Source organism: Halocynthiibacter sp. C4 (assembly GCF_028823805.1).
Lineage (GTDB): Bacteria > Pseudomonadota > Alphaproteobacteria > Rhodobacterales > Rhodobacteraceae > Falsihalocynthiibacter > Falsihalocynthiibacter halioticoli.
In genome coordinates this window covers 976,119-1,002,213 of sequence record NZ_JAPEIE010000002.1, presented here as the reverse complement: position 1 = coordinate 1,002,213, position 26,095 = coordinate 976,119, and the positions used below count along the sequence as shown (strand labels likewise).

At 54.5% G+C, this 26,095-nt stretch carries 26 protein-coding genes; 9 read left to right on the top strand and 17 right to left on the bottom strand.

All coding sequences use genetic code 11. The features are described 5' to 3' along the window. Positions 1-12: 12 nt before the first annotated feature. Complete coding sequence (gene urtA / locus OU789_RS12090) at positions 13-1,275, bottom strand: urea ABC transporter substrate-binding protein (protein WP_446719183.1); 1,263 nt, start codon at positions 1,273-1,275, stop codon at positions 13-15. 144 nt (positions 1,276-1,419) lie between these two features. Here urtA and OU789_RS12085 point away from each other — a divergent pair, with 144 nt between their 5' ends. Further along, a complete protein-coding gene (locus tag OU789_RS12085; RefSeq protein ID WP_274655826.1) occupies positions 1,420-2,292 on the top strand; it encodes a LysR family transcriptional regulator in 873 nt (290 codons plus the stop codon). On the opposite strand, the gene OU789_RS12080 is transcribed toward OU789_RS12085, so the two are convergent. The 7 genes from OU789_RS12080 to OU789_RS12050 form a co-directional block, all read right to left on the bottom strand. Next, a complete protein-coding gene (locus tag OU789_RS12080) occupies positions 2,289-3,020 on the bottom strand; it encodes a formylglycine-generating enzyme family protein (protein WP_274655825.1) in 732 nt (243 codons plus the stop codon). The two genes, OU789_RS12085 and OU789_RS12080, sit on opposite strands and share 4 nt — an antisense overlap. 27 nt (positions 3,021-3,047) lie before the next feature. Next, positions 3,048-4,262, bottom strand: a complete 1,215-nt coding sequence (nirK, locus tag OU789_RS12075) for a copper-containing nitrite reductase (protein WP_274655824.1) — start codon at positions 4,260-4,262, stop codon at positions 3,048-3,050. A 320-nt stretch (positions 4,263-4,582) separates the two neighbouring features. After that, the gene (locus tag OU789_RS12070; RefSeq protein WP_274655823.1) at positions 4,583-6,526 is read right to left on the bottom strand and encodes a nitric oxide reductase activation protein NorD; all 1,944 of its coding nucleotides are present in this window, start codon (positions 6,524-6,526) and stop codon (positions 4,583-4,585) included. 3 nt (positions 6,527-6,529) lie between these two features. Beyond that, positions 6,530-7,336: a CbbQ/NirQ/NorQ/GpvN family protein gene (locus OU789_RS12065; RefSeq protein WP_274655822.1), complete on the bottom strand. Its 807-nt coding sequence runs from the start codon at positions 7,334-7,336 to the stop codon at positions 6,530-6,532. Then, positions 7,336-8,700 (bottom strand): cbb3-type cytochrome c oxidase subunit I, encoded by a 1,365-nt coding sequence (locus tag OU789_RS12060; RefSeq protein WP_263952221.1) that lies wholly within the window; start codon positions 8,698-8,700, stop codon positions 7,336-7,338. Before OU789_RS12060 ends, OU789_RS12065 begins: the two co-directional genes overlap by 1 nt. Positions 8,701-8,714: 14 nt before the next feature. Then, complete coding sequence (locus tag OU789_RS12055) at positions 8,715-9,167, bottom strand: c-type cytochrome (RefSeq protein WP_263952222.1); 453 nt, start codon at positions 9,165-9,167, stop codon at positions 8,715-8,717. A gap of 171 nt (positions 9,168-9,338) precedes the next feature. Then, positions 9,339-10,520, bottom strand: coding sequence for an NnrS family protein (locus OU789_RS12050; RefSeq protein WP_274655821.1), 1,182 nt, complete (start codon positions 10,518-10,520; stop codon positions 9,339-9,341). Positions 10,521-10,653: 133 nt separating this feature from the next. Here OU789_RS12050 and OU789_RS12045 point away from each other — a divergent pair, with 133 nt between their 5' ends. Further along, complete coding sequence (locus OU789_RS12045) at positions 10,654-10,899, top strand: hypothetical protein (protein WP_263952224.1); 246 nt, start codon at positions 10,654-10,656, stop codon at positions 10,897-10,899. Here OU789_RS12045 and OU789_RS12040 read toward each other — a convergent pair. The 3 genes from OU789_RS12040 to OU789_RS12030 all read right to left on the bottom strand — a co-directional run bounded on the left by OU789_RS12040 (position 10,896) and on the right by OU789_RS12030 (position 13,401). Continuing rightward, the gene (locus OU789_RS12040; RefSeq protein WP_263952225.1) at positions 10,896-11,663 is read right to left on the bottom strand and encodes a FadR/GntR family transcriptional regulator; all 768 of its coding nucleotides are present in this window, start codon (positions 11,661-11,663) and stop codon (positions 10,896-10,898) included. The genes OU789_RS12045 and OU789_RS12040 overlap by 4 nt on opposite strands. Before the next feature lie 111 nt (positions 11,664-11,774). After that, entirely contained in the window at positions 11,775-12,434 is a 660-nt protein-coding gene (locus OU789_RS12035) for an OmpA family protein (protein ID WP_274655820.1), read from the bottom strand. Positions 12,435-12,537: 103 nt separating this feature from the next. Then, the gene (locus OU789_RS12030; RefSeq protein ID WP_274655819.1) at positions 12,538-13,401 is read right to left on the bottom strand and encodes a bifunctional helix-turn-helix domain-containing protein/methylated-DNA--[protein]-cysteine S-methyltransferase; all 864 of its coding nucleotides are present in this window, start codon (positions 13,399-13,401) and stop codon (positions 12,538-12,540) included. Between the two features lie 117 nt (positions 13,402-13,518). Here OU789_RS12030 and nth point away from each other — a divergent pair, with 117 nt between their 5' ends. The 3 genes from nth (at position 13,519) to denD (ending at position 16,198) form a co-directional block, all read left to right on the top strand. Beyond that, positions 13,519-14,166 carry an endonuclease III gene (gene nth, locus OU789_RS12025; protein ID WP_263953266.1) on the top strand — a complete coding sequence of 216 codons (648 nt, stop codon included), beginning with the start codon at positions 13,519-13,521 and terminating at the stop codon, positions 14,164-14,166. Next, positions 14,159-15,145 carry an adenosine kinase gene (locus OU789_RS12020; protein WP_263952227.1) on the top strand — a complete coding sequence of 329 codons (987 nt, stop codon included), beginning with the start codon at positions 14,159-14,161 and terminating at the stop codon, positions 15,143-15,145. Before nth ends, OU789_RS12020 begins: the two co-directional genes overlap by 8 nt. 66 nt (positions 15,146-15,211) lie before the next feature. Beyond that, a complete protein-coding gene (gene denD / locus OU789_RS12015; RefSeq protein ID WP_274655818.1) occupies positions 15,212-16,198 on the top strand; it encodes a D-erythronate dehydrogenase in 987 nt (328 codons plus the stop codon). 5 nt (positions 16,199-16,203) lie between these two features. On the opposite strand, the gene OU789_RS12010 is transcribed toward denD, so the two are convergent. Together OU789_RS12010 and OU789_RS12005 are read right to left on the bottom strand one after the other, a co-directional pair. Then, positions 16,204-17,181, bottom strand: coding sequence for a threonine ammonia-lyase (locus OU789_RS12010; RefSeq protein WP_274655817.1), 978 nt, complete (start codon positions 17,179-17,181; stop codon positions 16,204-16,206). A gap of 1 nt (position 17,182) precedes the next feature. Further along, on the bottom strand, positions 17,183-18,001 hold the full coding sequence (locus tag OU789_RS12005) for a sulfotransferase family protein (RefSeq protein ID WP_274655816.1): 819 nt from the start codon (positions 17,999-18,001) through the stop codon (positions 17,183-17,185). Between the two features lie 145 nt (positions 18,002-18,146). On the opposite strand from OU789_RS12005, the gene OU789_RS12000 reads away from it, so the two are divergent. After that, a complete protein-coding gene (locus tag OU789_RS12000) occupies positions 18,147-19,724 on the top strand; it encodes a DUF5928 domain-containing protein (RefSeq protein ID WP_274655815.1) in 1,578 nt (525 codons plus the stop codon). Positions 19,725-19,753: 29 nt separating this feature from the next. Then, the gene (locus OU789_RS11995) at positions 19,754-20,134 is read left to right on the top strand and encodes an HIT domain-containing protein (RefSeq protein WP_263952232.1); all 381 of its coding nucleotides are present in this window, start codon (positions 19,754-19,756) and stop codon (positions 20,132-20,134) included. A gap of 5 nt (positions 20,135-20,139) precedes the next feature. On the opposite strand, the gene OU789_RS11990 is transcribed toward OU789_RS11995, so the two are convergent. Continuing rightward, positions 20,140-21,078 (bottom strand): ABC transporter ATP-binding protein, encoded by a 939-nt coding sequence (locus OU789_RS11990; RefSeq protein ID WP_274655814.1) that lies wholly within the window; start codon positions 21,076-21,078, stop codon positions 20,140-20,142. Positions 21,079-21,185: 107 nt separating this feature from the next. Between OU789_RS11990 and OU789_RS11985 the strand changes: the two genes are divergently transcribed. Next, a complete protein-coding gene (locus tag OU789_RS11985) occupies positions 21,186-21,365 on the top strand; it encodes a zinc-finger domain-containing protein (RefSeq protein WP_274655813.1) in 180 nt (59 codons plus the stop codon). Between the two features lie 76 nt (positions 21,366-21,441). Next, positions 21,442-24,243, top strand: coding sequence for a DNA polymerase I (gene polA, locus OU789_RS11980; RefSeq protein WP_274655812.1), 2,802 nt, complete (start codon positions 21,442-21,444; stop codon positions 24,241-24,243). Between the two features lie 14 nt (positions 24,244-24,257). On the opposite strand, the gene OU789_RS11975 is transcribed toward polA, so the two are convergent. From OU789_RS11975 to OU789_RS11965, 3 genes are all read right to left on the bottom strand, one after another. Beyond that, positions 24,258-24,947, bottom strand: a complete 690-nt coding sequence (locus OU789_RS11975; RefSeq protein WP_274655811.1) for a helix-turn-helix transcriptional regulator — start codon at positions 24,945-24,947, stop codon at positions 24,258-24,260. After that, positions 24,947-25,324 carry a VOC family protein gene (locus tag OU789_RS11970; protein ID WP_274655810.1) on the bottom strand — a complete coding sequence of 126 codons (378 nt, stop codon included), beginning with the start codon at positions 25,322-25,324 and terminating at the stop codon, positions 24,947-24,949. The genes OU789_RS11975 and OU789_RS11970 overlap by 1 nt, the downstream gene beginning before the upstream one ends. A 95-nt stretch (positions 25,325-25,419) precedes the next feature. Then, a complete protein-coding gene (locus OU789_RS11965; RefSeq protein ID WP_274655809.1) occupies positions 25,420-26,040 on the bottom strand; it encodes a DUF1285 domain-containing protein in 621 nt (206 codons plus the stop codon). Between the last annotated feature and the right edge of the window lie 55 nt (positions 26,041-26,095).

The following is a 26,095-nucleotide window of genomic DNA, read 5'->3' as shown; positions in this document are numbered from 1 at the left end:
TGAGCGGTGCGATTAGTAGTTGGACTTCAACTGTACGCAGGACTCTGTTTCGACGTTGTACATGCCGCAGCCGAGGTCTTTCCAATCGGACTTAAGAACTGCGGATTCTGGCAGGAAGTCTGTCCAAGCATCGCCAGGAACTTCTTCAGTCTGGCTGATGATGTCGAACTGGCCGTCCTCAAGGATTTCACCGATCAGAACTGGCTTGGCCAGGTGATGGTTTGGCAACATAACGGCAGTGCCGCCTGTGAGGTTCGGGAATTCCTGGCCGTACATTGCTGTGCGAACTGCGTCTACGTCAGTTGTGCCTGCCTCTTCGACAGCGTTCACCCACATGTTGAAGCCGATGTAATGCGCTTCCATTGGGTCGTTGGTAACACGATCTTCGCCCATCTTAGCTTTCCAAGCGGCGATGAACTCTTCGTTTGCTTCGCTTTCTGCGGACTGGAAGTAGTTCCAAGCAGCGAGGTGGCCAACGAGGTTGGATGTATCAAGGCCGGAAAGCTCTTCTTCACCAACGGAGAATGCAACAACTGGGATGTCGTCAGCGGAAATGCCAGCAGCAGCGAGTTCTTTATAGAAGCCGATGTTTGCGTCGCCGTTGATTGTCGAGATCACGCCAACTTTTTTGCCGTCTGCGCCAAGCGCAACAACGTCAGCAACGATCTTGGACCAGTCGGAGTGACCGAAAGGCGTGTAGTTTACAAAGATGTCTTCGGCTGGAATGCCTTTATCTTTGAGGTACTGCTCGAGAATTTTGTTTGTTGTACGTGGGTACACATAGTCTGTACCGAGGAGGGCGAATTTTTCAACGCCAAGCTCTTCGAGGTAGTAATCAGTTGCGGGGATCGCTTGTTGGTTTGGAGCCGCACCTGTGTAGAATACGTTTTTGGAGCTTTCTTCACCTTCGTATTGAACGGGGTAGAAGAGAAGGCCGTTCAATTCTTCGATAACCGGTAGTACCGATTTACGCGAAACCGATGTCCAGTTGCCGAAAATTACGTCAACTTCGTGAACAGTCAGAAGTTCGCGTGCTTTTTCAGCAAAGAGAGGCCAGTCGGATGCCGGATCAACAACGACGGGAACGAGCATTTCGCCGTTTACACCGCCTTTTGCATTCTGCTGTTCGATCAGCATCAGCATAGTGTCTTTGAGAGTTGTTTCGGAGATCGCCATCGTGCCGGAAAGCGAATGGAGGATACCGACCTTGATGTCGGCGTGCGCTGCAGAGGCTACAGTAGCGGCTACGGCGGCAGTTGAGAGGAGTTTCTTCATCATGTCTGAGGTTCCCTGTGTCCTGTGGCATCGAAATCGGTCCGGTGCCTGAGAAAAGGGGTAAAACTTGTGCAGTGTTGCTGTCTGTAACAATTTCTGCGTATATGCGTTGCAAAAAACGCAACATACAGAAATGACAACACAGTGCGCCACCTACAAATCTATCGTGCAATTAAGACAATCGCAGAACAGGGATCGTTCCGTAAGGCCTCGGAATTATTAGCAATTTCCCCTTCTGCCTTGGTGCGGCAAGTGAAGGCTCTGGAAGATGAGCTTGGAGCTGAGCTTTTTGACCGGCTCCCAGTCGGTGTTCGGCTGTCGACGGTCGGAGAAATCTATCATCGCCACTTTATTGGGCACCTTGCTGAAATAGAACGCGCAAATGGAATCGTCTCCGACATGAAGGGGATGAGAATCGGGAGTGTTTCGGTGGCCGTAAGTCCGCAAATGGCGATAAGCTTCTTGCCGAATGAAATCGCCCCGTTTCGCGAAGAGCATCCCGGTGTGAGCTTTTCGACCATTTCGACAGGCGGCGAAGAGGCAAACACGATGCTCTTGGCGGGTTCGGCCGACCTCGGTCTTATCCTAGAGCCAACGGAGCGATCCGGTGTTGAGATGCTAGCGAGCAACGATATTTCGCTTTCGCTTGTTTTGCCAATCGGCAGCAAGACAGTCTTGTATCCGCATGAGTTGGAAGACCACGATGTGATCTTGCCAAGTCGCGGGACAGGGTTGCGGCGGCTTTTGGATACGCATTTCGCCTCAAAGCGACTAAGTGTACGCCCCGCTATGGAAGCGGATGTATTGCTGCCGCCGCGATTATCTCCGCGTCCAAGTTTTCAATTCTGGCCTGCGCGCGGGCTCTCGGCTGATCTGGTTCAGCAAATGGGCGGACAGGTCGGGATTATGAACGGCATGCCACGAACACGGTTGGCGCTGTGCCAAATGGAAGGGAGACCGCTCCCGATTGCAGCAGCGCGGTTTGCGGGGCGCTTGAGTGAAAAGATCGGAGTTTAAACGCCGGGAACCGGTTTGTCGGTGACAAGGCGAAGGCCGAGATGGGCAGGAGGAGTGCCCACCGCACAGCCGCCGCGCGCAGGGTCGCGGGTAAAGATCGACATGGCCGCAACATGCTCGCCGCCCATCCAGAAGGCCGGACAGTTGTCTGCATTAAGGCCCAGTTCTTCGCCGGCATAGCAATCGGAGGTCCATTCCCAAACATTGCCGTTCAGGTCGGAGATGCCAGCGGATGTGGTTTTGAAGCTGCCAGTTGGGCGCAAGCTTCGGTTGATCTGTGGCTCCATGAGATATGCGGACGCCCAGGTTAGCTCCGGATCGGTAAAGATCGGGTCTTTCTTCTTCGGAAGAACCTCGGCGGCCATCTCGTTCCACTCGGCCAAAGTCGGCAAACGGAATTCGTGGCGGGATGTTTCGTTGATCCATGCAACATATTCGTTGATGTCCATCCAGTTCAGACCGGTCGCGGGGTAATCATCGCCTGATTTCCGCTCTCGCATCTGAATACTGCACGCACCAGCCTCATAGCATCGGTTCCATTCTGAGGTGGTGACGCTGAATTTCTGAACATACACGCGGCGACCATCGGCAAATTCAACAGGCGCCATAAGAGGAATGTATTCGAGGTTAGGCCCCCGAAGAGGCCCAACGGTGATCGCAGCCACACCCATTGCCAAACCAGCCAAGGCTGTTAGCCCAAGGATTAGTTTTTTAGAAGCAATAGACATAGCTGCGACTTTCTTAGTGTGTGGCTCTTAGCTGCCGATTGGCTTTGGCGCGACGACCTGTTCCATTAGGTCGTTGTCCCATTCGCCTTCGACGACGAAGTGTGCGGATGCACCGAGCAAGGTTGCTTCGATCAGGTTGTGGTTCACATAGGCGTACACACCTGGCTGAAGGAAAGTGTACATCGCTGCGCCGGCAGAGCCTCCGCGGATGAACCATGTTTCAAAGCCGGTTTGTGGCGCGTCAGTAAAGCTGCCGCCTTCCCAGAGGTAATCCGCGTGGCCACCAATAAGGTGAGGACGTGTGTCGCGGTTCGCTTGGGCGTGGATCATAAGGACGGTGTTGCCAACCTTGGATTTCAGCGCATTTTCACCGGTCAAGGCGCCAACAGCACCATTAAAGACGGAGTGAGTTGGGATCAGGCCGCGCATCGCATCGAGTGCGTCGGAGTAATCTTCACCAGCGTCTTCGTATTGGATGTATTCGCCGTCTTCGTTCATTGGCAGGTAGTAGTCCTGCTCGCCGATGTATGCGATTTCGTCGTACCGGAGTGGGTTACCTTCGCCGTCTTTCAGACCGTCACGTGGCAGAACCATAACCGCGCCGTTCATACCTTTACATACGTGGTAAGGGATCATCGCGCCGCCTGGGGCACAGTGATAAACAAACACGCCTGGTTTTGTTGCTTTCCAGCGTAGGACAGTTTCTTCACCTGGGAGAACGTGGGTTAGGCCACCGCCACCAAGCGCACCTGTGGATGAGTGGAAATCGATGTTGTGCTCGAACACAGAGGATTCTGGGTTGGAGAGTGTCAGTTCAACATAGTCGCCTTCATGAACAATGATCAGCGGACCAGGAACAGAACCGTTATATGTCAGCGCCCAGACTTTTGCGTCTGTGTCTTCGTCAACGGTCATCAGCTTTTCTTCAATGTCAAAGCGCACTTCGACGATTTTCGGACCACCAGTTGCAACTTGATCATGCTCAGGAGCAAAAGGAGGCATCACCATTTCCTGCTTGACGCGAGGGAGGTGGGAAAGGTCAACGGCTTTACCGGACACTTCTTGTTTTTCAGCAACGGGAAGGACCATGCCTTCGCGTGTTTTTGAGAGTTTAGGAGCAGCGCGTCGTGCGGATGCCATTGCAGGAACAGCACCGGAGAGCATCGCAGCACCTGCGAGAGCGGACCCTGTCAGAACAGAGCGGCGGCTAGGTTTGAAGCCAATCTTTTTAGAGGCGGTCATTTCAATGTCCTTCCAACTATGCCGCGCTGTCATCGCGCAGCTTCATTCGGATTATTGCCGGATTTTACCGGTCATTATCCCGACCAGATTCGGTTTGTTCTGGTCGTTGGAAGGGACATTGCTGCAAGAATCATTTGCGCGCTTTGATCGACATCAACCGGATTCTTGACATAGATCAACTCGTTCAAATGGTGCGATGGGAGTCGATTTCGCTCGGTGTTAAGATATTGAAAATAATCTTTAAAATTTAATTAAGTCGCAGCGCAATAGGTTGTCCCGTTGCGCTGCGACTTTCAATATTGGAGAGTTTCTTTTCTAAATTATGCGCCCGTGAGTTGGCGATAGATTTGCGGTAATGCCGCAGTCAGGTGGTCAGGGTTCGGTATGACCGAGAACCGACCAGAGCCGAACATCCGCGAGAACCAAGCCTTGGATTTGGCGTCAATCGTCATGCCATAAACCGCCGCACCTCCGCGCCGCGCTTCGCGGATTGCCATGCGGGTATCTTCGATGCCGTGGCGGCCTTCGTAATGGTCCAGATCGTTGGGTTTACCGTCTGTCAGGATCAGGAGAAGCTTGCGTTGCTGGCTCTGTTTCTGAAGGTCAACGCTGACGTGGCGGATTGCAGCGCCAAGGCGTGTGTAAAAGCCGGGCCGAAGCGCTGCGATCTTGGCTTCGACATTTAGTGACATATCTTCGTCAAACGTTTTGCAGCGGTTCACATAGACACGGTTACGTTTCAGCGAAGAAAACGAGTTGATCGCAAAAGTGTCGCCGCAAGCATTCAGCCCCCAAGACAGTGCCGCCATCGCCTCGCGTTCAATTTCGATTACAGGGCGGCCCGCGATAACGCTTTCGGTTGAGCGGGACGTATCGAGCAAGATCGATACCGCCAAGTCTCGCGCCTCTGGGCGGGATTGCCGCCAGATGCGGTTGCTGCCGTGGCCGCAGGCCGAGATGTCGACATAGGATCTCACCGCGGCTTCGAGGTCGAGGTCTTCACCGTCTGGCTGGGCAGGAAGGATAACGCGACCAGGGCGCAGGGCTTCGAATTGGCGGCGCACGGCCTGAATACGGCGCTTGGCGCGCGGGTCTGTTTGAAAGGCAGCTTGCGCATCACTTGGTTCGGCGGGCGCGTCAAATACACAGGTGTGGTCCTGCATATAAGCGCCGGTGCGAGCGTCCCACTCAGGATATGTGAACTGTCCCGAAATGGCTTCGCGGTCCACATCCTCGGGCGCGAGATCAAGGTGCAGTTTAAGCTTGGTTGCGGGCGCCTTGCTGATCTGGCCAAGGCCGATTTCTTCTTGGTCGTCGGCGGCTTTTTTGGCGTCGTCGTTATCGTCATCATCAACGCGGCGGTTAAGGTTAAGGAACTCTGCCCAGCTTAGGATGCCTTCGAATTTGTGTAGGATTAGGCTGTCTTTGCGCTCCGCTTGATCCGATTTGCGGCGGCGGGCGCGGTGTGTCTTGCCGGAGGTGTTCTCTTCGGGCGTGCCTTCTGTATCGCGTGTCTCTAGGTCGCTAGGAGCGCTGAATGTCACGTCGCGCAGCTCCGGCCAGATTGGCACGGGCTGAAACGGCTTATATCCGCGAGGCACGGGCAAATCGGCGGGAATGCTGCCAGAGAGGGCCGCTTCGTAAAAGGACTTCGCAAGGGCGCGTTCGGGCGCTTCGCGGATCAGGAGACCGCAAAGGGCGGCTTCAACGGCAGCTTCGTATTTCGGAAGGTTCGCGATTTTGCGCGCGGCAACGGACGCAGCGGAGAGATCGCGGTGCAAGCCGGCAAGACCGGGGCAATCCTCAACAACAGCGCCGCACATTTTATGCGCTTCAGCAAGGGCGCGAAGATCGCGTTCGAGCGGGTTCTCGGCTTCGACGTAGCGGCCTGCGTGGGCGCTTGCGGCGGTTAGCCAGAGATAAAGCGCGGCGTTTGCTTCGCGCGCGGGAAATAGGGCCAGTCGAGCGGGAAGGCGTAGTGCCTCCCCGTCGAAACTGGTGCGCGGCAGGGCTTCAACTTCGGTGCCCAAGCGCCGCTTGAAGGACAGCCGGTGATGGCTGCTCTCGTCTTCTGTTGGTCGAATTTCAACGGATGGGGCACCGCCAAGCGCGCGGAAAAAGACCGCCAGCCGCCCCGACACTTCGCCAAGCTCCACGGAGGCTTCGGGATAGCGTTGGGGCGCGTCGATCCGGCTGGCGAGGCCGTGCCAGATCTTGCCTACGGTTTCTTCGGGTTCCCAAGGTTCAAATTCGACAAGGGCCATGATTTATCCAAACACTGCTGTGACCAGATCCATTAGGCCGGTCTTTACATCTTCGTCATCGGTGAGCGGTTCGATCATTGCCGCTTCGATGGCGCGTTCAATGGGCATTCCTTGAACGACAAGCGTTGCCGCATAAACGATCAAACGGGTCGAGACACCTTCCTCGAGGTCTTGGCCCTTGAGCGCACGCAGCTTATTCGCAAGCCTCACCAACCCTTTGGCGCGATCCGCATCGATGCCTGTTTCGCGCACAACAACGTCGATCTCGCGCTCTGCATCGGGGAAGTCGAATGCAACCGAGAGAAAGCGCTGACGTGTCGAAGGTTTGAGCGTTTTGAGGATGTTTTGGTAACCCGGGTTATAGGATGCCACGAGCATGAACCCATCAGCGGCCTCAAGCTCCTCGCCTGTGCGGTCAATCGGCAAGATGCGCCGATCATCCGTCAGCGGGTGAAGCACAACGGTCACGTCCTTGCGCGCTTCGACCACCTCATCGAGGTAACAAATCGCGCCCTCACGCACCGCGCGAGTCAGCGGCCCGTCAACCCAAACCGTTTCGCCGCCCTTAAGAAGGTAACGCCCGATCAGGTCAGCGGCGGAGAGGTCGTCATGGCAGGCCACAGTATAGAGCGGCCGACCAAGTTTTGCGGCCATGTGGCTTACGAAACGTGTTTTACCACAGCCGGTTGGCCCCTTGAGGAGCAGGGGCAGATTGTTCTCTGCCGCTGCTGCGAATACGTCGCATTCATCCCCTTGGGGGAGGTAGAAAGGGGCGGTTGCCCCTTCCATTTCGAGTGTGTCCTTAGCCATCATTCAGCCGCCTCTGTTGGAGATGCAGAGATAACCTCACTGCGTGGTACGAAAATGGCATAGAGGTACAGGGCCACACCAAGGAACACGACAACGCCAGAGCCGAAGCGCATCCAGTAGAAGAGTGTGAGGTAATCCTGAACATCCATGTAGTAGTCCCCGATCACGCGCTGCATGTGGGTCTGGATTGTACCGGCGAAAGTCAGCACGAATGTCATGAAGACCATACCGCCAGACATGAGCCAGAACGACGCCATGTTGAGCACTTGGTTATAGGGATCGCGGTTCTTAAGGATCGGCATCGCATAGGCCATGATCGCAAGGTTCAGCGATACATATGCGCCGAAGAAGGCGAGGTGGCCGTGTGCCGCTGTGATCTGGGTGCCGTGTGTGTAGAAGTTCACACCGTGCAAAGTATGCAAGAAGCCCCAGACACCAGCGCCAAAGAACGCCAATGTGGCACAACCAAGCGACCAGAGAAGCGCGGCTTTGTTGGGGTGATCCCGTCGACCCTTCCATACCATCACGAAGGCAAATGCCATCATGCCGAAGAATGGAACGACCTCGAGTGCAGAGAAAACAGAACCGAGCCACTGCCAGTAACCAGGCGCACCGATCCAGAAGTAGTGGTGACCTGTTCCAAGGATGCCAGAGAACAGCGCAGCCGCTACGATCACATAGAGCCACTTTTCAACAACCTCGCGGTCAACACCTGTAAGCTTGAGCATCAGGTACGCAAGGATCGACGCCATGATCAATTCCCAGACGCCTTCCACCCAAAGGTGAACAACATACCACCAGTACATTTTGTCGAGTGACAGGTTCTCAGGGTTGTAGAAGGAGAAGAGGAACAGAAGCGCAAGGCCCCAAAGCCCCAACAGAAGAATGTTGGTAATGGCTGTTTTCTTACCTTTCAACACAGTCATTGTGACGTTGTAGAGGAAGATCAGCGCCGCAACGACGATACCGGCCTTGACCCATTTGGGTTGCTCAAGGAATTCGCGGCCCTCTTTCCCAAGGAAGAAGTTGCCTTCGAACAGGTTGAACACATAGGTCAGAACCACACCAAGCGTGCCGATCACAAGAATGGCAAGCTGGATATAGGCCAGTTTAGGTGAGTGAATTTCGCGTTCTGCTTCCTCAGGGATAAGGAAGTAAGCCGCGCCGAAGAAGCCCAGCAGAAGCCAGACGATAAGGCTGTTTGTGTGCAGCATCCGCACAATGTTAAAGGGCAACAACTCCGATAGAGTGTTGGGCATGACATAGATCCAGCCCGCCAGCAGACCGCCGAGGATTTGGATCGCAAATAGCCCGAGAGCGCAGATAAAATACGCGTAGGCGATTTTTTGGGTTTGATATTTCATCTCGGTGTCCTTTCCTAGCCTGCCTCGTTTGGCGGCCAGCCTTGGGTGTCAATTGTTCCTGTCCAGAGCAGGAAGTCCGAAAGCGCGCGAATATCTTCGTCGCTCAGGTTGAAGTTCGGCATCTGGCGACGCCCTTCGATTCCTGTTGGTTGAGCTTCCATCCAGCCTTTGAGAGCCTCAAAAGCGGTCTCTGGGTCATCGTCCACGCCCCAGCGGATCATCACGTTGCCGACTTCGGGGGCAAAGTACGCACCCTCGCCAAGAATGGAGTGGCAGTTGATGCAGGAATGGTGTTCCCAAACTGCTTTACCGTGGGCCACGCTTTCAGTGAGGCCTTCGGCATCCGTCGATTCCGTTACGATGTAGTTGTGAGAGTGGATCGAGAGGCCAATAAAGATGGCTATGAAAAACAATGACCCGCCATAGAATATGTTTCGGGCCATGCTTTTGGTCATGACTTCGCGCATTGCGCTCTCCTTCTTCGGAGGGTTTCAGATGGTGCTGAAATGCGGGAAGTTAGATGCGCTCGCCTTGATCAATCTCAATTAGAAGGAATTTTGTCAGTTTTTTGTGACTGTTATTCTCGAAACGTAAAAGCGACCCCGAATTGGGGCCGCTTTTGTTTTTGTAGTTGAATATCAGGCTCTTGCAACGCGAGGGCGCGAGACAACGGGCCAAACCATCCTAACAAAGAGTGACAGACTGACACACCAGAGCACGCCGGAGCCAAGAATAGCCATTTGTGCTAACTCTCCTCCAAGTTGACTGCCGATCCAACGCAAGAGAGCCGAATAAGGGAGAATCGCATAGGCAACGCTTACGCCTGGCGTTGCGATAAGTTCGCGCCCGGTATGCCCTAAGGATGCGCGGCTCATCACCGCGAGTGTCATGCCGCCGACGGCCCCAATTGCCAACACATGCAATGCGCCGACTTCGCTTCCGAGTCCCGTGAGTGACAGACCATAAAGGAAGTAGCCGAGCGCCAGCATGCCGTATGCGAGATGTAGGCTCCAAATGATCGGATTGTGGCGTGTCCAATCGCTCCGCCATCCTGATAGACGCAGCATTTGCGCGATGCCTGCAATGATCGCAACAAAGCCCACGAGCATATCCGGCGCGGAAAGAAGGATAACTGTCGGCAATAAAACCGCACTTGCAGCCCCCGCAATCTCGAAGGGTTTGCGCGAAACGGGCAAGTTGCTTTCAATGCCGAGTTTACGCATGGCGTTGCGTGTAAATGCTGGCGTTACGCGTCCGCCCAGAATCGCGATCATCGCACAGATACCCATCATGCCCGCTCGCAATCCTGCATATGCATCGCCCCAGCTGAACCCCATCCAGTCAAGGTGAACCCGAAGGTTTCCGAACCAGATCAGCGCAAGCAAAACAAGAAACATGAGGTTTGCCGGTTTAGGATTGCGCATGAGTTGATGGGCAATGTTCGCGCCCATGACAGGAATGAATAACAGGTCAATGGCCGCCAACACGTAAGGATTAAGTACGCCCGCAAAAAACATTGCTACGCGACCGGCAAACCAGATTACAGCCAGCAAGGTCACGAATGAGGCAGGCGCCATCTTGCCCTTCGTCCAGTTGGGAACGGCCGTTAAGAAGAAGCCGCCAAGAGCAGCGGTCCCGTATCCGAAGATCATCTCGTGGGAGTGCCACGCAGATATCGACATGTCGCCCGGAAGAACCAACGGCGCGTTAGGCATTGCAAGCGACACCGTCCAAAGCGCGATAACGACAAGGCCGAAAATACCTGCTGCGAGGAAAAAGAACCGAAATCCCTCGGTAAAGAGCTGACGAAACTGCGACATGATTGGAACCTGATCAATAATGAAATCTATGGCGCAGTATCTGCTCCTCGGTTGCAAGAACCTTGACCGAAATCAAAGCAATCCACGCGAAACGGAAATAAAACCCAACACAACCTAGGAAAATGAGCGCGCTATGAGCACCGACACCAGCAGAATTTGGCCACTTTGGAAATTTGCCGTGGTCTTTTATCCGTTCGCTTCAACTGCGGCGGCGATCAATATCTTTATGGTGTTTTTGTTGCTTCAGGCGCTGGGCATCGTGGCGATTTCGCCAGTGGTCGCGCTTATCTTTGGGTTGGTCACGGGGCCGTATTTTAGCTGGCTCGCGGCCAAATGGATTCGTGGCCTCATCATGGAAGCAGAGCGCAAACCCGGTTAGCGGCTCAATTCCTGCTCTAAACGCTGCTTTGCTATGGCTTCGTTCTTTTCGTCGCGGGTCTTTTCGAATAGCGACTCTTCGACATAATCCAAATGCGCGGTTGTCGCTTGCCGCGCTGCCTCTGGGTCACGGTTCTGAATGGCGCTGTTGATGGCGCGGTGCTGCTCAAGGATAGTGTCGCGTGTTGTGCGTTGTTTGAACATAACCTGCCGATTATAAAACACACCTTCGCGCAGAAGCGCATACATTGCCCGCATCATATGAAGCATCACAGTATTGTGGCTCGCCTCGATGATTGCGAGGTGAAACTCCGCATCAAGCGCGGCTTCTTCTGTTGGGTTGCGCTTTGAGTGGGCCGCTTCCATCTTGCGGAAAATCGCGTCAATCACCTTGAGGTCTGTCTCCGACCCGTTGCCCGCGGCGCGCTCTGCGGCGAGCCCCTCCATATCCCGTCTGAACGAAACGTAATCGAAAAACGCATCATCATGGCGGCCGAAAAGCTGGACCAAAGCGCTGGAGAAAGCGCTCCCAAGGCTTTCGGAAACGTAGATTCCAGCCCCTGCCTTGCTTGTCAAAAGGCCCGCATCTTGCAACTCTGAAATTGCTTCGCGCAGGGATGGGCGCGATACGCCCATGCGCTCTGCCAGTTCGCGCTCCGCTGGGAGCCTCTCGCCGGGCCTAAGAATCCCGCGCAGGATGAGCCGCTCAATCTGAACGACAACGGATTGCGAAAGCTTTTCGGATTGGACTTTTTGAAATGGCATCGGCGTTTGCCCCTCTGGAATTGGTAAAAATATATGACCAGTGAGGGGAGAGGACAACCGTAAACCTGACGCGCCCCGAGAGGCGCATCAGGAAATAGCTTAGCAAACTTGTTAGGCGTTTGGCCGGATTACGATTTCAACACGGCGGTTCTGGGCGCGGCCTTCTTCGTTAAGGTTGCTGGCAACGGGCTGGTCTTCACCATAGCCAACCGCCGAAATGCGTCCCGCTGCAACGCCATCAGATTGCAATATCCGCGATACCGCGGAAGCGCGTTCCTGTGAGAGAGTCAGGTTGTAATCCGCCGCGCCGACATTGTCTGTGTGACCCGCAATTAGAACGGTAGAGTCCGGATAATTCCGCAGGTTAGCAGACAGTGCGCCAAGATCGCCATAGAGCGAAGATTTCACAACTGAACTATCGGTATCAAACAAGATTCCTTGCGGCATCAGAACGATAAGTTCGTCACCGGTGTTGGTTACTGTGATTTCGTCATTCGCCAACGCGGCTTCAAGCTCGCGTTTTTGTTTATCAAGCTGCTGCCCAACCAAACCACCAACAACCGCACCCGCCACTGCGCCTGCTGCAATGCTTGTTGCGTCTTTGCTGCCGATTGTGGAACCGATCAAACCACCAAGAGCCGCGCCAAGCGCGACGCCTCCAGTTGTCTTGGGGTTGGCCGCCGGCTGGCCCGTGATGTACGCGGGATCAGTACAGCCAGCAAGTGCCGCAACGGCCGCGCCTGCAAGTGTGAGTTGAATCTTTTTTTGCATTATTTCTGCCTTTTGTCTGCTCTGGCTGAATTACAGCAGAAAAGTTGCAAAAGTGAAAGAATGCAAAGTTATTTCTCGGCGAAGTGATGCCATATGTTGGAAATTAACGGGTAACTTTGCTGCTTTGTTCCTCATTGAGGGCGGTTTCATAAGCCAACATCGCCCGTTTGACGGGCAATCCCCAATGGTATCCACCCAACCCGCCAGATTTGCGCAATGCGCGATGGCAGGGGATGATCCAACTCACCGGATTTCGTCCAACGGCTGTACCAACGGCACGAACGGCCTTTGGGCTGCCGACACGCGTGGCGATTTCGGAATATGTGGTGACGTGGCCGGATGGAATATTAAGTAGCGCCTCCCAAACTTTAATCTGAAATGGCGCGCCGAGCAGGTGTAGGTTTGCTGTTCCGTTTTGTTGGAAGGCAGCCTCGACCCATGCTGCAATGCGCTCAGGAGCTTCGCGCAAGACTGCGTTAGGCCAGCGGCTTGCAAGGTCTGCGAAGGTCTCGTCGCGCGGTATTTCATCGGCGAACCCAAGGCCGCAAAGCCCCTTGTCCGTTCCCATTGCAAGGCAATCGCCAAAGGGGCTTTCAAACCACCCCCAGTAAACAGTTAGCCCGTCACCTTTGCGCGCAAATTCACCGGGGCTCATAGCTTCCCATTTGATGAAAAGGTCGTGCAAGCGCCCGCTTCCTGAAAGGCCGACTTCATTCACGACATCGAGGGTTGTGAACCGCTCTTGCAGCAACGCCTTTGCGTGGCCGAGCGTGAGGTATTGCTGATAGCGTTTTGGAGAAACACCGACCCAAGCTGAAAACACCCGTTGCAAATGCGCTGGGCTCATCCCGACCTCTCGCGCCAGATCATCGAGCGCAAGGGGGGTGCCTCCGGCGGCATCAACAGCCTCAATCGCGCGTTTAATGACGCCGTAATGATAGCTTGTTTCGATGTCGATCTTGGTCATTTGCAGCTCCTTTGCAAACAGAATAGGCAAATGCCGCAGAACGTCGATCCATTTCTTGCGCAATTCTGTCTGTTCTGTCCTTGCCCGTTTAGGCACAAACATGCATACCCTGCGCCCATGGCAAAACAGATGACCTATCACCAGATCGTCGAGATATTTGAGCGATTTCAAGAGGCGGAGCCGGAGCCGAAGGGCGAGTTGGATCACACCAACGCCTATACGCTTGTGGTGGCAGTTGCTCTTTCGGCGCAAGCGACGGATGTGGGCGTTAACAAGGCCACAAAAGAGCTGTTCAAGATCGCCGACACGCCGCAGAAAATGCTCGACCTTGGCCTTGAGGGGCTGACTGAGCATATCAAGACAATTGGCCTTTACCGTCAAAAGGCAAAAAACGTCATCCGCATGAGCGAAATTCTGGTGAACGATTACGGCGGTGAAGTTCCTTCGTCGCGGGCCGCTCTCGAGTCGCTGCCCGGTGTTGGGCGCAAAACCGCGAATGTTGTTTTGAATATGTGGTGGCATCTCCCGACCCAAGCGGTTGATACGCATATTTTCCGTTTCGGGAACCGTTCTGGTGTCGCTCCGGGCAAAGACGTTGTGGCCGTCGAGCGCGCAATCGAAGACAACATCCCCGCTGAATTCCAGCGCCATGCACATCACTGGATGATTCTGCATGGGCGCTATACCTGCAAAGCCCGTAAACCGATGTGCGGCACCTGCCTTATTCGGGACCTTTGCGCTTTCGAGGACAAAATCTATGACTAAACAATACAAAACCGTCGGCATCGGAAACGCGATTGTCGATGTGATCTCGCACGCAAACGACAGTTTCCTCGATATCATGGGCATCGAGAAGGGCATCATGCAGTTGGTGGAGCGCGAACGCGCCGAAGTCCTATACGCCGCGATGGAAGATAGGGTTCAAACTCCGGGCGGCTCTGTTGCAAATACGCTGGCGGGGCTTGGTGCTCTTGGCCTCAAGACAGCATTCATCGGGCGGGTACACAACGACGCGCTTGGCCGTTTCTACGCCGATGAACTCACCAAAGGCGGGACGGATTTCGTCAATGATCCTGTAGCCGACCAAAACATGCCAACATCGCGTTCTATGATTTTTGTGTCCGAAGACGGCGAACGCTCGATGAATACATACCTCGGCATTTCAGCGGATCTTGGTCCTGATGATGTCTCGGAAGAGGTTGTTGCCGATACGGAGCTCCTGTTCCTTGAAGGTTATCTCTTTGACAAACCCAAGGGGAAAGAAGCGTTCGAGCTTGCCGCGAAAACCTGTCAGCAGGCGGGCGGCAAAGCGGGTATCGCGCTGTCGGACCCTTTCTGCGTGACGCGCCATCGTGAGGATTTCCGTCGTCTATCGCGTGAGTTGGATTTCGTGCTGGGCAACGAGCAAGAGTGGCTTGAGCTTTACCAAACCGATGATCTGGAATCGGCGCTTCGCCATGCGGTTCAAGAATGCGGGTTGGTGGCGTGCACCCGCTCTGGATCCGAAGTTGTTGTGCTCCACAAAGAAGATCAGGCTGTGATTCCGGTAAATCGCGTGGTGCCGGTGGATGCAACCGGCGCGGGCGATCAATTTGCCGCCGGGTTCCTTTATGGCATCGCAACCGGACAGAGCCTCGACGTCGCTGGTAAAATGGGTTGTATCGCCGCCGCTGAGGTCATCAGCCATGTTGGCCCACGGCCACAAGAAGACGTAAAGGCGCTCTTTTCCGCAGCAGGTCTCTAGGCCGCTTTCCCTTTCGCAAATTGCCGTTACACTGCGCACTCGTGAGGAGAAGCGCGGGGAGGCGATATGCACGTTTTGATAATTGGTGCGGCCGGAATGGTCGGCCGCAAGCTAGTTGATCGATTGGTGGCAGACGGTGGCCTCGCAGGGGCGGAGCTCACCAAACTTACGTTGGCCGATGTCGTGCGCCCAGATTTTCCTGCGGCTTTTGCCGGAGATGTAAGCACGCTTGAGGTCGATATCGCGGACCCCGCAACGGCCCCGAGGTTGGTGCAGGAACGACCAGATGTGATATTTCACCTTGCCGCGGTTGTATCGGGCGAAGCGGAAGAAAATTTCGACAAGGGCTATGCGATAAATCTCGAAGGGTTTCAGCATCTCTTGCGCGCGATTGAGCGGCAATCGATTGAGGCTCCATATGTGCCGCGCCTAGTCTTTACGTCCTCGATCGCTGTTTTTGGCGCGCCTTTCCCTGATGTGATTGGCGATGATTTCCTCATGGCACCACTAACAAGCTATGGGACGCAAAAAGCGGTTTGCGAGCTGCTGCTGAATGATTTCTCACGCAAAGGGCTGGTTGATGGCGTGGGTATCCGTTTGCCGACGATCTGTATCCGCCCAGGAAAACCGAACCTCGCGGCGAGTGGTTTCTTCTCTAATATTTTGCGCGAACCATTGGTGGGGCAAGAAGCCATTCTTCCTGTCGATCGCGACGTCATGCATTGGCACGCCAGCCCTCGCGCGGCAGTCGGGTTTCTGCTTCATGCAGCAGCAATCGACACGGGGCCGCTTGGCGGTCGGCGGTGTTTAAGCATGCCGGGCGTTGCGGCGACGGTGCAGGAACAGATCGACGCGCTTGAACGCGTTGCTGGGGCCAAAGCCACTAGACTGATCAAATACCAGCCAGACGAAAAGATCGCGCATATCGTTGCAGGATGGCCCCGCGCATTTGATCCGCAACGCGCTTTGGCGCTCGGGTTTGAAGCAGAGAGCAATTTTGATGAGATCATCCAAGCCCATATCGAAGACGAGCTCGGCGGCAAGATCGCTTGATGCTGTTACACGCTGCGCTGTGACAGAAGCTCGTGAAAACGCGCGGGGCCAATGTTTGAACCGCAAGCCACAAGCGCCACGTTTTTGCCTGCAAGATGCTCGCGCAATGGTCCGGTTGCCGCTGCTGTCGTCGCTGCACAAGCGGGTTCGGCCACGATTTTCAGCCCATCATAAAGCAGCCCCATCGCGTTGATGAGCGCCTGATCGTCAACGCATATCATCTGGTCAACATGGTCTTTGGCGAGCGAAAATGAGTAGGGCTGTGCTGAAGGCGCGCCAAGGCTGTCAGCGATTGTTTGTACCTTTTCGATGGCTTGCGGTGTGCCTTCGGCAAAGCTTCTGGTCATAGTGTCCGCGCCAAACGGCTCTACTCCGATTACTTCACAGGACGGGTTGATGAGCTTAACAGCGCGCGAAATGCCGCTGATCAAGCCGCCGCCACCTACTGGGACGACAACCGCGTCGAGTTCGGTGATGTCTTGCATAATCTCGAGCCCGCAGGTCGCGGCTCCGAGGGTCATATACGGGCTTTCAAACGGATGTAGCGCCGTGGCTCCTTCTGCCGCGAGCTCTTCCATGCGCGCCACGCCCGTGGCTATATCTTCAGCAAGCTCAACCTCCGCGCCAAGCGAACGGCATCCTTCGATGCGGGCAGGATCGGTGGCTTTGGGCATGATGACACGGGCGCGGATGCCGAATTTTTTCGCACCATAAGCAACAGCGAGGGCATGATTGCCGCCGCTCACCGCTACAAAGCCAGCCTCTTTTTCTTTGCTACTTGCGGCCATGATGGCCAGCAACACACCGCGCGCCTTAAAGGTCCCGGTTTCCTGAAACAATTCAAGCTTGGAGGAAACTGTCGCCCCATTGGGAAGCGCAGGGATGCGGTCGTGGCTTAGGCGCACGACTGGTGTGCGGATGATCTGGCCGGCGAGGGTTTCGCTTGCTGCTTTGATTTCGTCGAGCGTTGGGGCGTTTGGCATATTATTGACCGAGCTTTGCATGGATTTCGTCAAGGTCGATCTCACCCGTTGGCATTTTGTTTGTGGGGTTCTCGAAATCATATTTGAACAGGCGGAAATCGCGTTTGTAGATCTCAAACATTAGATGCATCGACAGGTCGTCGAAGTAATCTTCGACCGGATGCAAACGTTTGGGGCCGTGGCCTTCGCTCTCATTAAAACGTGGAATTTCGGCAAGATTGACGGCATGCGGCGTTTCGATTGCGTCGATCACCCGCTGCATCCCCTCGTTAAAGTTTTCGGTGTGGACAATGGCGTCGTACTGACCGCCATTCTGAATCAGCGTCGAGACATGCCCAGATGTTGCAGACCAATGAATGTCCGGATCCATCGGTCGACGCCAGCGAATGGTGTCCCGTGCAAAAAGCAGGAAACGGCGGAAGCTTTTGATCTGATCAAACTCAAACCCTGTTTCAGGGCTGCCAACTTCGATTCCGTACTTCTGGGCCAGCAGAGGCACCAGATTGCCGCGATAGCGTTTGCCGTTGCGCTGGATACCGCAAATCTTGTCAAAGAAAGACGAGAGGATGCGCGTGTAAGGGTTGCGCACACAGGTAAAGGTATAGCTCTTGTGGGTGGTGATATTCGTTTCGATCAGCGCTTGGCTATCTTCGAACGCCCATTTGTGCATGCCGCTGGTTGCGTCATGAATGTCACCGTCGAAAAATTCGCCATTGTCAGAGTAATACATGATCTGACCAATGGTTGAGCAGGCGCATTTAGGCACCACGCGATACACGACGCTCTCGCTCTCGGTCATCCAGACACCGGGAAAGCCCATATGAAAATGCCTCCGTAAACTCTCGGCGTTTGCCAACACACCGAGATTAATTTCGCTTATGAGATCAAAGAAATGCTGTTTATTCAACGTCTCTTGGCGTTAAACAGGAAAACAATCAAGACTTTCGCATGCGCAGGTTCGCAATATGGCAAAAATAGCCTTCATACTTTTATGTCATAAAGACCCGGATGCCATTATCCAGCAGGCACTCCAGCTTACGGCGGCTGGCGATTATATGGCGATCCATTTTGATGCAAGCGCCAGCTCAGAGGCATATCAACAGCTTCGCAACGCGCTGGATGGAAATCCGAATGTCGTTTTTGCAAAGAAGCGGATCAAATGTGGCTGGGGCGAATGGTCTTTGGTGCAAGCCACGCTTAATGCCATCGAAAGCGCCACGGTGGCCTTTCCGCGCGCGACCCATTTTTACATGCTGTCCGGCGACTGTATGGCGATCAAATCCGCTGCCTATGCCCATACCTATCTTGATGATCGGGATGCGGATTTCATTGAATGCTATGATTTTTTCGAGAGCGACTGGATCAAAACGGGCCTCAAAGAAGACAGGCTTCTCTATCGCCATTTTTTCAACGAGCGGAACAACAAGCGGGCATTCTATGCCTGTTTGGATCTTCAAAAGAAGCTGGGACTTAAGCGCGAAATTCCGGCCGATATACAGGTGCAGATCGGGAGCCAGTGGTGGTGTCTGCGGCGGCGGACCATCGAGTGGATTCTCGACTTCACCCGCAAGCGCAAAGATGTGATGCGGTTTTTCAAAACAACATGGATTCCGGACGAAACCTTTTTCCAAACGCTTGTGCGGCATTTGGTGCCTGCCCAGGAAATCGAATGTCGAACGCTGACGTTCCTGATGTTCTCAGATTACGGCATGCCCGTTACGTTTTATAACGATCACTATGACATGCTGCTCGGGCAGGATTTCTTGTTCGCACGTAAAATTAGCCCCGAAGCTGATGAGCTCAAAAAACGCCTCGGGGCGCTTTATGCGAGCGAGCGGGAGGATTTCATCGTTTCGAACGAGGGGCAGAACCTGTTTCGTTTCCTGACAGGGCGTGGGCGCGAAGGGCGGCGGTTTGCGCCTCGGTTCTGGGAGTCTGAGGCAACACTCGGGCGCGGTCGGGAATTGATGATCATCGCGTGCAAAAAATGGCACGTGGCGAAGCGGCTGGCCGAAAGCATTCGCAATAGTACCAACTATCCTGTTGTCGATTATCTCTTTAACGAAGAGCATACCCCACTGCCGGATCTTGGCGGCATCCAAGCGTCGCTTGAAAAACGTACCCGCCATCGGCGCGCGCTGACACGGATGTTGTTTGATTACTATGAAACTGATCGCATGGTGATCTGTATGGATACGAGCAACATTGAGCTCATCCATGATTTTTATGCCGACCGCAGCAAAACAAAGCTGCTCGAGATCGAGTGTAGCTTTACCGACGACTACTTACATGGGCACGCCATTAGAGTAGGGCTTCTTGGAGAGCAGGCAGCAGAGGAGACTTTTGCGCGATTACTTCCCACAATCCGGCAAGATATTCACCACGAAGTTGACCGCATTCGCGATGAGGAATTCGCTGATCACTATCGGCTTCGAGAGGACGCTTTGCCCGAAGCAAACGCGCAAGCGTTGTCGGATTTCCTTGATATCCCGATGGAACGCGCTCTAGATATTGCCAAAACCGAACACTTGTTTGTCGACTAACAAACAGAACCGCAAGAAGGAGCCTAACCATGGCATACGCATACGATCCCGAAAATATTTTTGCCAAAATCCTGCGCGGTGAGATTCCAAGCACTAAGGTTACTGAAACAGAGCATAGCTTTGCGTTTCGCGATATCACCCCACAGGCGCCCGACCATGTGTTGGTGATTCCGAAAGGGCCATACGTTTGCTTCGACCACTTCGCGCTTGAGGCAAGCGACGCCGAAATTATTGATTTCAACCGTACGGTTGGCGAGATTTGCAAAGAGCTTGGCGTGCAACCAGGCGAGGGTGGCAATGGCTATCGTCTAATTGCGAACTCGGGCGAGGCCGCCGTGCAAGAGGTGCCGCATATGCACGTGCATATCCTTGCTGGACGCCCGCTTGGCCGGATGCTCAACCCAGCTTAAATAAATCAGGAGCCGGACTTGCTACTTGTGAGGCTCACGAAAACCTCCTCAAGGTCCGGCTCTTCGCTTCTGACATCCTTGATCGTTACATTCTCGCGGCTCAGCGCGCCAAAAATGCTGTTGGCGCTGGTTGTTCCGCTTGAATAGGTGAAGGCAAGGCTTCCGTCCGCGCGTTTTTCCAGCTCTGTACCTTCGGGTGCGGCAAGGCCGGTTACTTCGATCTCGGGGGTGATCACCAAAGTCTTGCGATCGAGCCGCCCAAGGAGAGCGGGTGTCTTATCCTGAACGATAACCTCGCCGTGGTTGATGATGGCGATCTCGTCACACATATCCTCCGCCTCTTCGAGGTAATGCGTTGTCAGGATGATCGTCACGCCCTGTTCATTCAGCTTGCGGACGTTATCCCAAAGCATCTGGCGGATTTCGATATCAACGCCCGCTGTTGGCTCGTCAAGAACCAGCACATCAGGATGATGCACCAGCGCTTTGCCCAAAAGGAGCCTGCGGCGCATCCCGCCTGAGAGCGTGCGCGCATAGGCATCCGCTTTATCGGTGAGGCCGATCATAGCGAGGATCTCATCGCTTGTTCGTTTCGACTTAGGAATGCCATAAAGACCCGCCTGAACCTCAAGCGCCTCGCGCGGCGAAAAGAAGGGATCGACGTTCAGTTCCTGTGGCATTACCCCGATTGAAGCGCGGGAATGGCGTGGGTTGGTGTCTTGATCAAAGCCGCAGATGTTGATCTGCCCTTCGGTTTTCGTAACCAAACCCGCAAGGATATTGATCAGTGTCGATTTCCCCGCGCCGTTGGGGCCGAGTAGTCCAAAAATGCTTCCCTTTGGAATCGCCAGATCAATTCCCTTGAGCGCTGTTTTCGGAGGTTGGTTGCCATGTGCGGCATAGGTCTTTTTAAGACCGGAAATTTCGATGGCATTCTCAACCATTTGGCGCTCTTTCGTCGGGTTTTCGATCTTGCCCCTATGGCGTGGATCGCTATCATGCGCCAGACTTAAGCCCGAAGCGCGCCTTCGACAAGCCATACGGAGCCACTATGACAATTGAAGCCCCCGAAACCGAGATCGTTGAGAAATCCCGCGTTGCCTGTGATGGCGGCGAAGGAGCACTTGGCCATCCGCGCGTGTGGCTGAGTATTCCCGAAGAGACTGGCTTTGTCGAATGCGGCTATTGCGACAAGAAGTTCATTCTCAAAGGTGGCCCCGCAGACTCCTAAACCCGCCTGTTTCGGGTGGCGTAGCGCGGTCAAACATGTAAAACTTTTCCGGCATTGAATTCGGGAAGGGCGTAGCATGGGTTTGGCTTTTGGCAAGGGGTGTCATCTTCACCTCATTGATGGTTCGGCATTCATCTTTCGCGCCTACCACGCGCTGCCGCCGCTGACCCGCAAATCCGATGGCCTGCCGATTGGCGCAGTGGCCGGATTTTGCAACATGCTGTTCAAGCAGGTCGAGGACAACAAAGGCCCCGACGCGCCCACGCACGTTGCGGTAATCTTTGACCATTCCGGAAAATCCTTCCGCAACGACATCTACGACAAATACAAAGCCAACCGCCCGCCAGCGCCAGAAGACCTGCGCCCGCAGTTCCCGCTCACGCGTGATGCTACGCGCGCCTTTAACATTGCCTGTATCGAGATCGAAAATTTCGAGGCCGATGACATTATCGCCACGCTCGCCCGTCAAGCCGATGAGGCCGGTGGGCGCTGTACCATTATTTCAAGCGACAAGGATATGATGCAGCTTGTAGGCGGCGGCGTTGAAATGCTCGACGTTATGAAAAACCGCCGCATTGACCGCGAGGGTGTTGAGGAGAAATTCGGTGTTGGGCCTGAGCGTGTTGTTGATGTTCAGGCGCTCGCAGGGGATTCGGTTGATAACGTGCCTGGGGCGCCGGGGATCGGGATCAAGACAGCCGCGCTTTTGATCAACGAGTATGGCGACCTTGAAACGCTGTTGGACCGCGCCGAAGAAATCAAACAACCCAAGCGCCGCCAGACTCTGATTGATAATCGCGAGTTGATCGAAGTTTCCAAACGGCTCGTGAAGCTCGATACGCATATGGACCTCGATTTCACCCTTGATGATTTTGAGGTGCGGGAACCTGAGCCAGAGGCGCTCCTTGGCTTCCTTACCGAGATGGAGTTCCGCACACTCACCAAGCGCATTGCCGATAATCTCGGTGTTGAGCCACCCGCGCCCAAAGAGGTTGCCGAAGCCGAAGAGGCGCAACCGGTTGAGGCCATTCCGTTTGAGCCCGAAAGCTATGAGTGCGTCTCTGATGCGGCCGCGCTTGAGCGTTGGATCGACAGAATATATGGGCGTGGTTGGGTTGCGGTTGATACTGAAACAACCGGCCTGAACGAAATGACCGCTGATCTGGTTGGTATTTCGCTGTGTGTCGAAGCAGGAGAGGCCTGCTATATTCCGCTCGCGCACCGTGCCAATGCCTGCGATGACCTCTTTGCCGATGATACGCTCGCAGATGGTCAGATGCCGATGGAGAATTGCCTCGACCTCCTGCGACCTATGCTTCAAGACCCGTCGATCCTGAAAATCGGCCAGAACATGAAGTACGACGCCAAAATTTTTGCGCGCTACGGTGTCAATGTTGCTCCGATTGATGACACGATGTTGATGTCATATGCAATGAATGCAGGCGTGCATAATCATGGCATGGATACGCTCTCGCAGCGCTATCTTGATCATTCTCCAATCCCGATTAAATCGCTCTTGGGAACAGGCAAATCCGCGATTACTTTTGACAAGGTTCCGGTGGTGGAGGCCGTGAAATATGCGTCCGAGGATGCGGATATCACTCTGCGCCTCTGGCAGTTGTTCAAGCCACAACTTCACCGCAAGAAGGTCACCACCGTTTATGAAACGCTAGAACGTCCGTTGGTGCCGGTTTTGGCCGAGATGGAGATGAATGGCATTAAGGTTGACCGCGATACCCTTAGCCGAATGTCCAACGCTTTTGCCCAGAAAATGGCTGGTCTTGAGGCGGAGATTCACGAGATGGCGGGCGAGACGTTCAATGTCGGCTCTCCGAAACAGCTTGGAGAAATCCTCTTTGACAAGATGGGCATTGAAGGCGGGAAGAAGGGGAAAACCGGCGCCTATGCTACTGGCGCGGATATCCTCGAAGACCTCGCCGCGGAGGGCCATGATTTGCCCGCGCGTGTTCTGGATTGGCGGCAGTTGAGCAAGCTCAAGTCAACTTATACTGACGCCCTTCAAACTCACATCAACCCAGAAACAGGGCGGGTTCATACGTCTTATTCCATCGCGGGCGCCAACACAGGGCGATTGGCTTCGACCGATCCGAACCTGCAAAACATTCCAATCAGAACCGAAGAAGGCCGCCGTATCCGTGAGGCGTTTATCGCTGATGAAGGAAAGCGCCTGATTAGTCTCGACTATAGCCAGATCGAGCTTCGTATTCTGGCGCATATCGCGGGTATCGAAACGCTTCAGCAGGCATTCAAGGATGGCCACGACATTCACGCGATGACCGCAAGCGAGATGTTTGACGTGCCGCTTGACGAAATGACACCCGATATTCGCCGACAGGCTAAGGGTATCAACTTTGGTGTGATTTACGGCATTTCTGGTTTTGGCCTCGCGCGCAACTTGCGTATTCCGCGCAAAGAAGCGCAAGGGTTCATTGACCGCTATTTCGAGCGTTTCCCTGGCATTCGCGCCTATATGGACGAAACCGTGAAGTTCGCCAAAGAGAACACCTATGTTCAAACGCTCTTTGGCCGCAAAATCAACACGCCGGAAATCAATGCCAAGGGGCCGCATGCCGGTTTTGCCAAACGTGCCGCGATCAACGCGCCCATTCAGGGGACCGCCGCCGATGTGATCCGCCGCGCAATGATCCGTATGCCCGATGCAATTAACGGCCTGCCGGCCAAGATGTTGCTACAGGTTCATGACGAACTGATTTTCGAGGTGGATGAAGCGGCTGTCGATGACACGATCAAAGTGGTGCGGGATGTGATGGAAAGCGCCTCGCTCCCAGCGGTCAAACTTGATGTGCCGCTTTTGGTTGATGCAGGGCAGGGCGCGAACTGGGCCGAGGCGCATTAAGCTAGGTTGCCGAGCTAAGGCGACGGCTTACATTTTTCAATGCGGTAGAAATCCGCCATGGTCTTGCCGCGCTCCGTTTCAAACGGGGCGCCCTCGGTTAGGTGTAAGATGCGATCAAGTCGGAACATCCGAAAATCATTCCGAAGTTCGCACCAGCCGACCAGCGTCCAGACACGCCCCCAGAACCACAACCCGAGCGGGCGGACAACTCGGGTGCTTCGGGTGCCGTCGGCGGTTTCATAGAGCATTTCGAGTTTCATGCGAGTGTTAACGGCGGCTTCAATTCGGTCGATCTGAGCGCGCTCTTCATCAGTAAACCAGAACGGATTGGGCGCGAAAATTTGAACGTTCTCCGCTTCTTTCCGCGCGTCATCTGGCAAGACCGCTTCGATTTTGGCAAGGGCTTCTTCTGCGGCCAACGCCATCGATGCGCCGCCCCATGCGCGCAGCATGCGTGCCCCTGCGACAAGTGCGGTGATCTCTTGGGTGTTGAACATCAGAGGCGGTAGGTCATACCCCTCGCGCATTAGGTATCCGACGCCAGCTTCGCCATCAATCGGGACGCCGGAGCCGATGAGGTCGGCAATATCGCGGTAAATCGTGCGCTCGCTGACCTCAAGTCGTTCGGCCAAGACGTGTGCCGTAAGTAGCCGACCGCCCCGCAGATACTGCACAATCTGGAAAAGGCGGTCGGCGCGTCTCATTAGGCGGCCAATTCAAAGATGCCGATGGAATTGCCGTCTGGGTCGAGCATGTATTGGAAACGCCCCGATGGAATTGTCACGGGCTCGCCAACAATTTCACCACCAGCGTCAAAAGCGCGTGCGACTGTGGCTTCCAGATTATCCGGCGCATTTAGGTGGATAGTCCCGCCTGTTCCCTTCTCGGCTGGTTTTCCCACGTAAATGTGGCCCGATGAGTCTGTGTCCCCCTCATGAGGGAAAAAGGCGATCTCTCCGCCATCGAACTCTGTTGGCTCGAGTTTGGTGTTGAAGACAGCGCTATAGAACTTCACGCCTGTGTTCAGGTCAGTCACAGGGATTTCGCACCATACGAGGGCATTTGTTACGGTATCAGACATTTGAATTATCCTTTGTTGAAATTTCCGATACCCATGTTCTGACATACCCCTCCTGACAGCATAGTGTCAGGAGCGTTTGGCGAAATACAGGTTTTTCAAATGTCTTTTGATGGCATAATCGGGAAGAATGTACCGGAAGACCACAGTCCGAACCAGCTTTTCCCTTCAACATCATGGTGTTGGCCAAGATCAATCAACCGATAAAAGCTCTTGCGATCTATCAGCGCCTCAAGGTTCGCGCGGACAAGGATGTAGGGCGATGGCTCCTTTGTGTCAGGATCAAAGGATACGCGGATCGGATTTTCGGCGCTCGCTACAACCGTATCGCCTACATGGGTTTCAAAGGTCAAAACTTGTGCCTCATCTTTCCCTTCGGCGTTGAAATCAATCGCCACGAAGGGCGCGTCATCAACTTGAATCCCGACCTTCTCAACGGGGGTCACAAGGAAGTAATCATCCCCATCTTTGCGGATGATCGAGGAAAATAGCCGCACAAGTCCCGCGCGGCCAATTGGGGTCCCGAGGTAGAACCATGTTCCATCCCTCGCGATCCTCATATCGAGGTCGCCACAAAACGGTGGATTCCAGAGATGAACTGGCGCGGGCCCCTTTTTCGTTGCGGCGCGCGCAGCCGTTTCAAGCGACGCAGCAGTGGCTTTAGGCGCGTCCGATGACGCAGATTTCACAATCTTTTCATCTGGTTTTGCTTTTGTCATTTGTACACCACCGCGTTTTTGGCCTTTAATGCAGTATATAGTTTAAGCCGGAGTC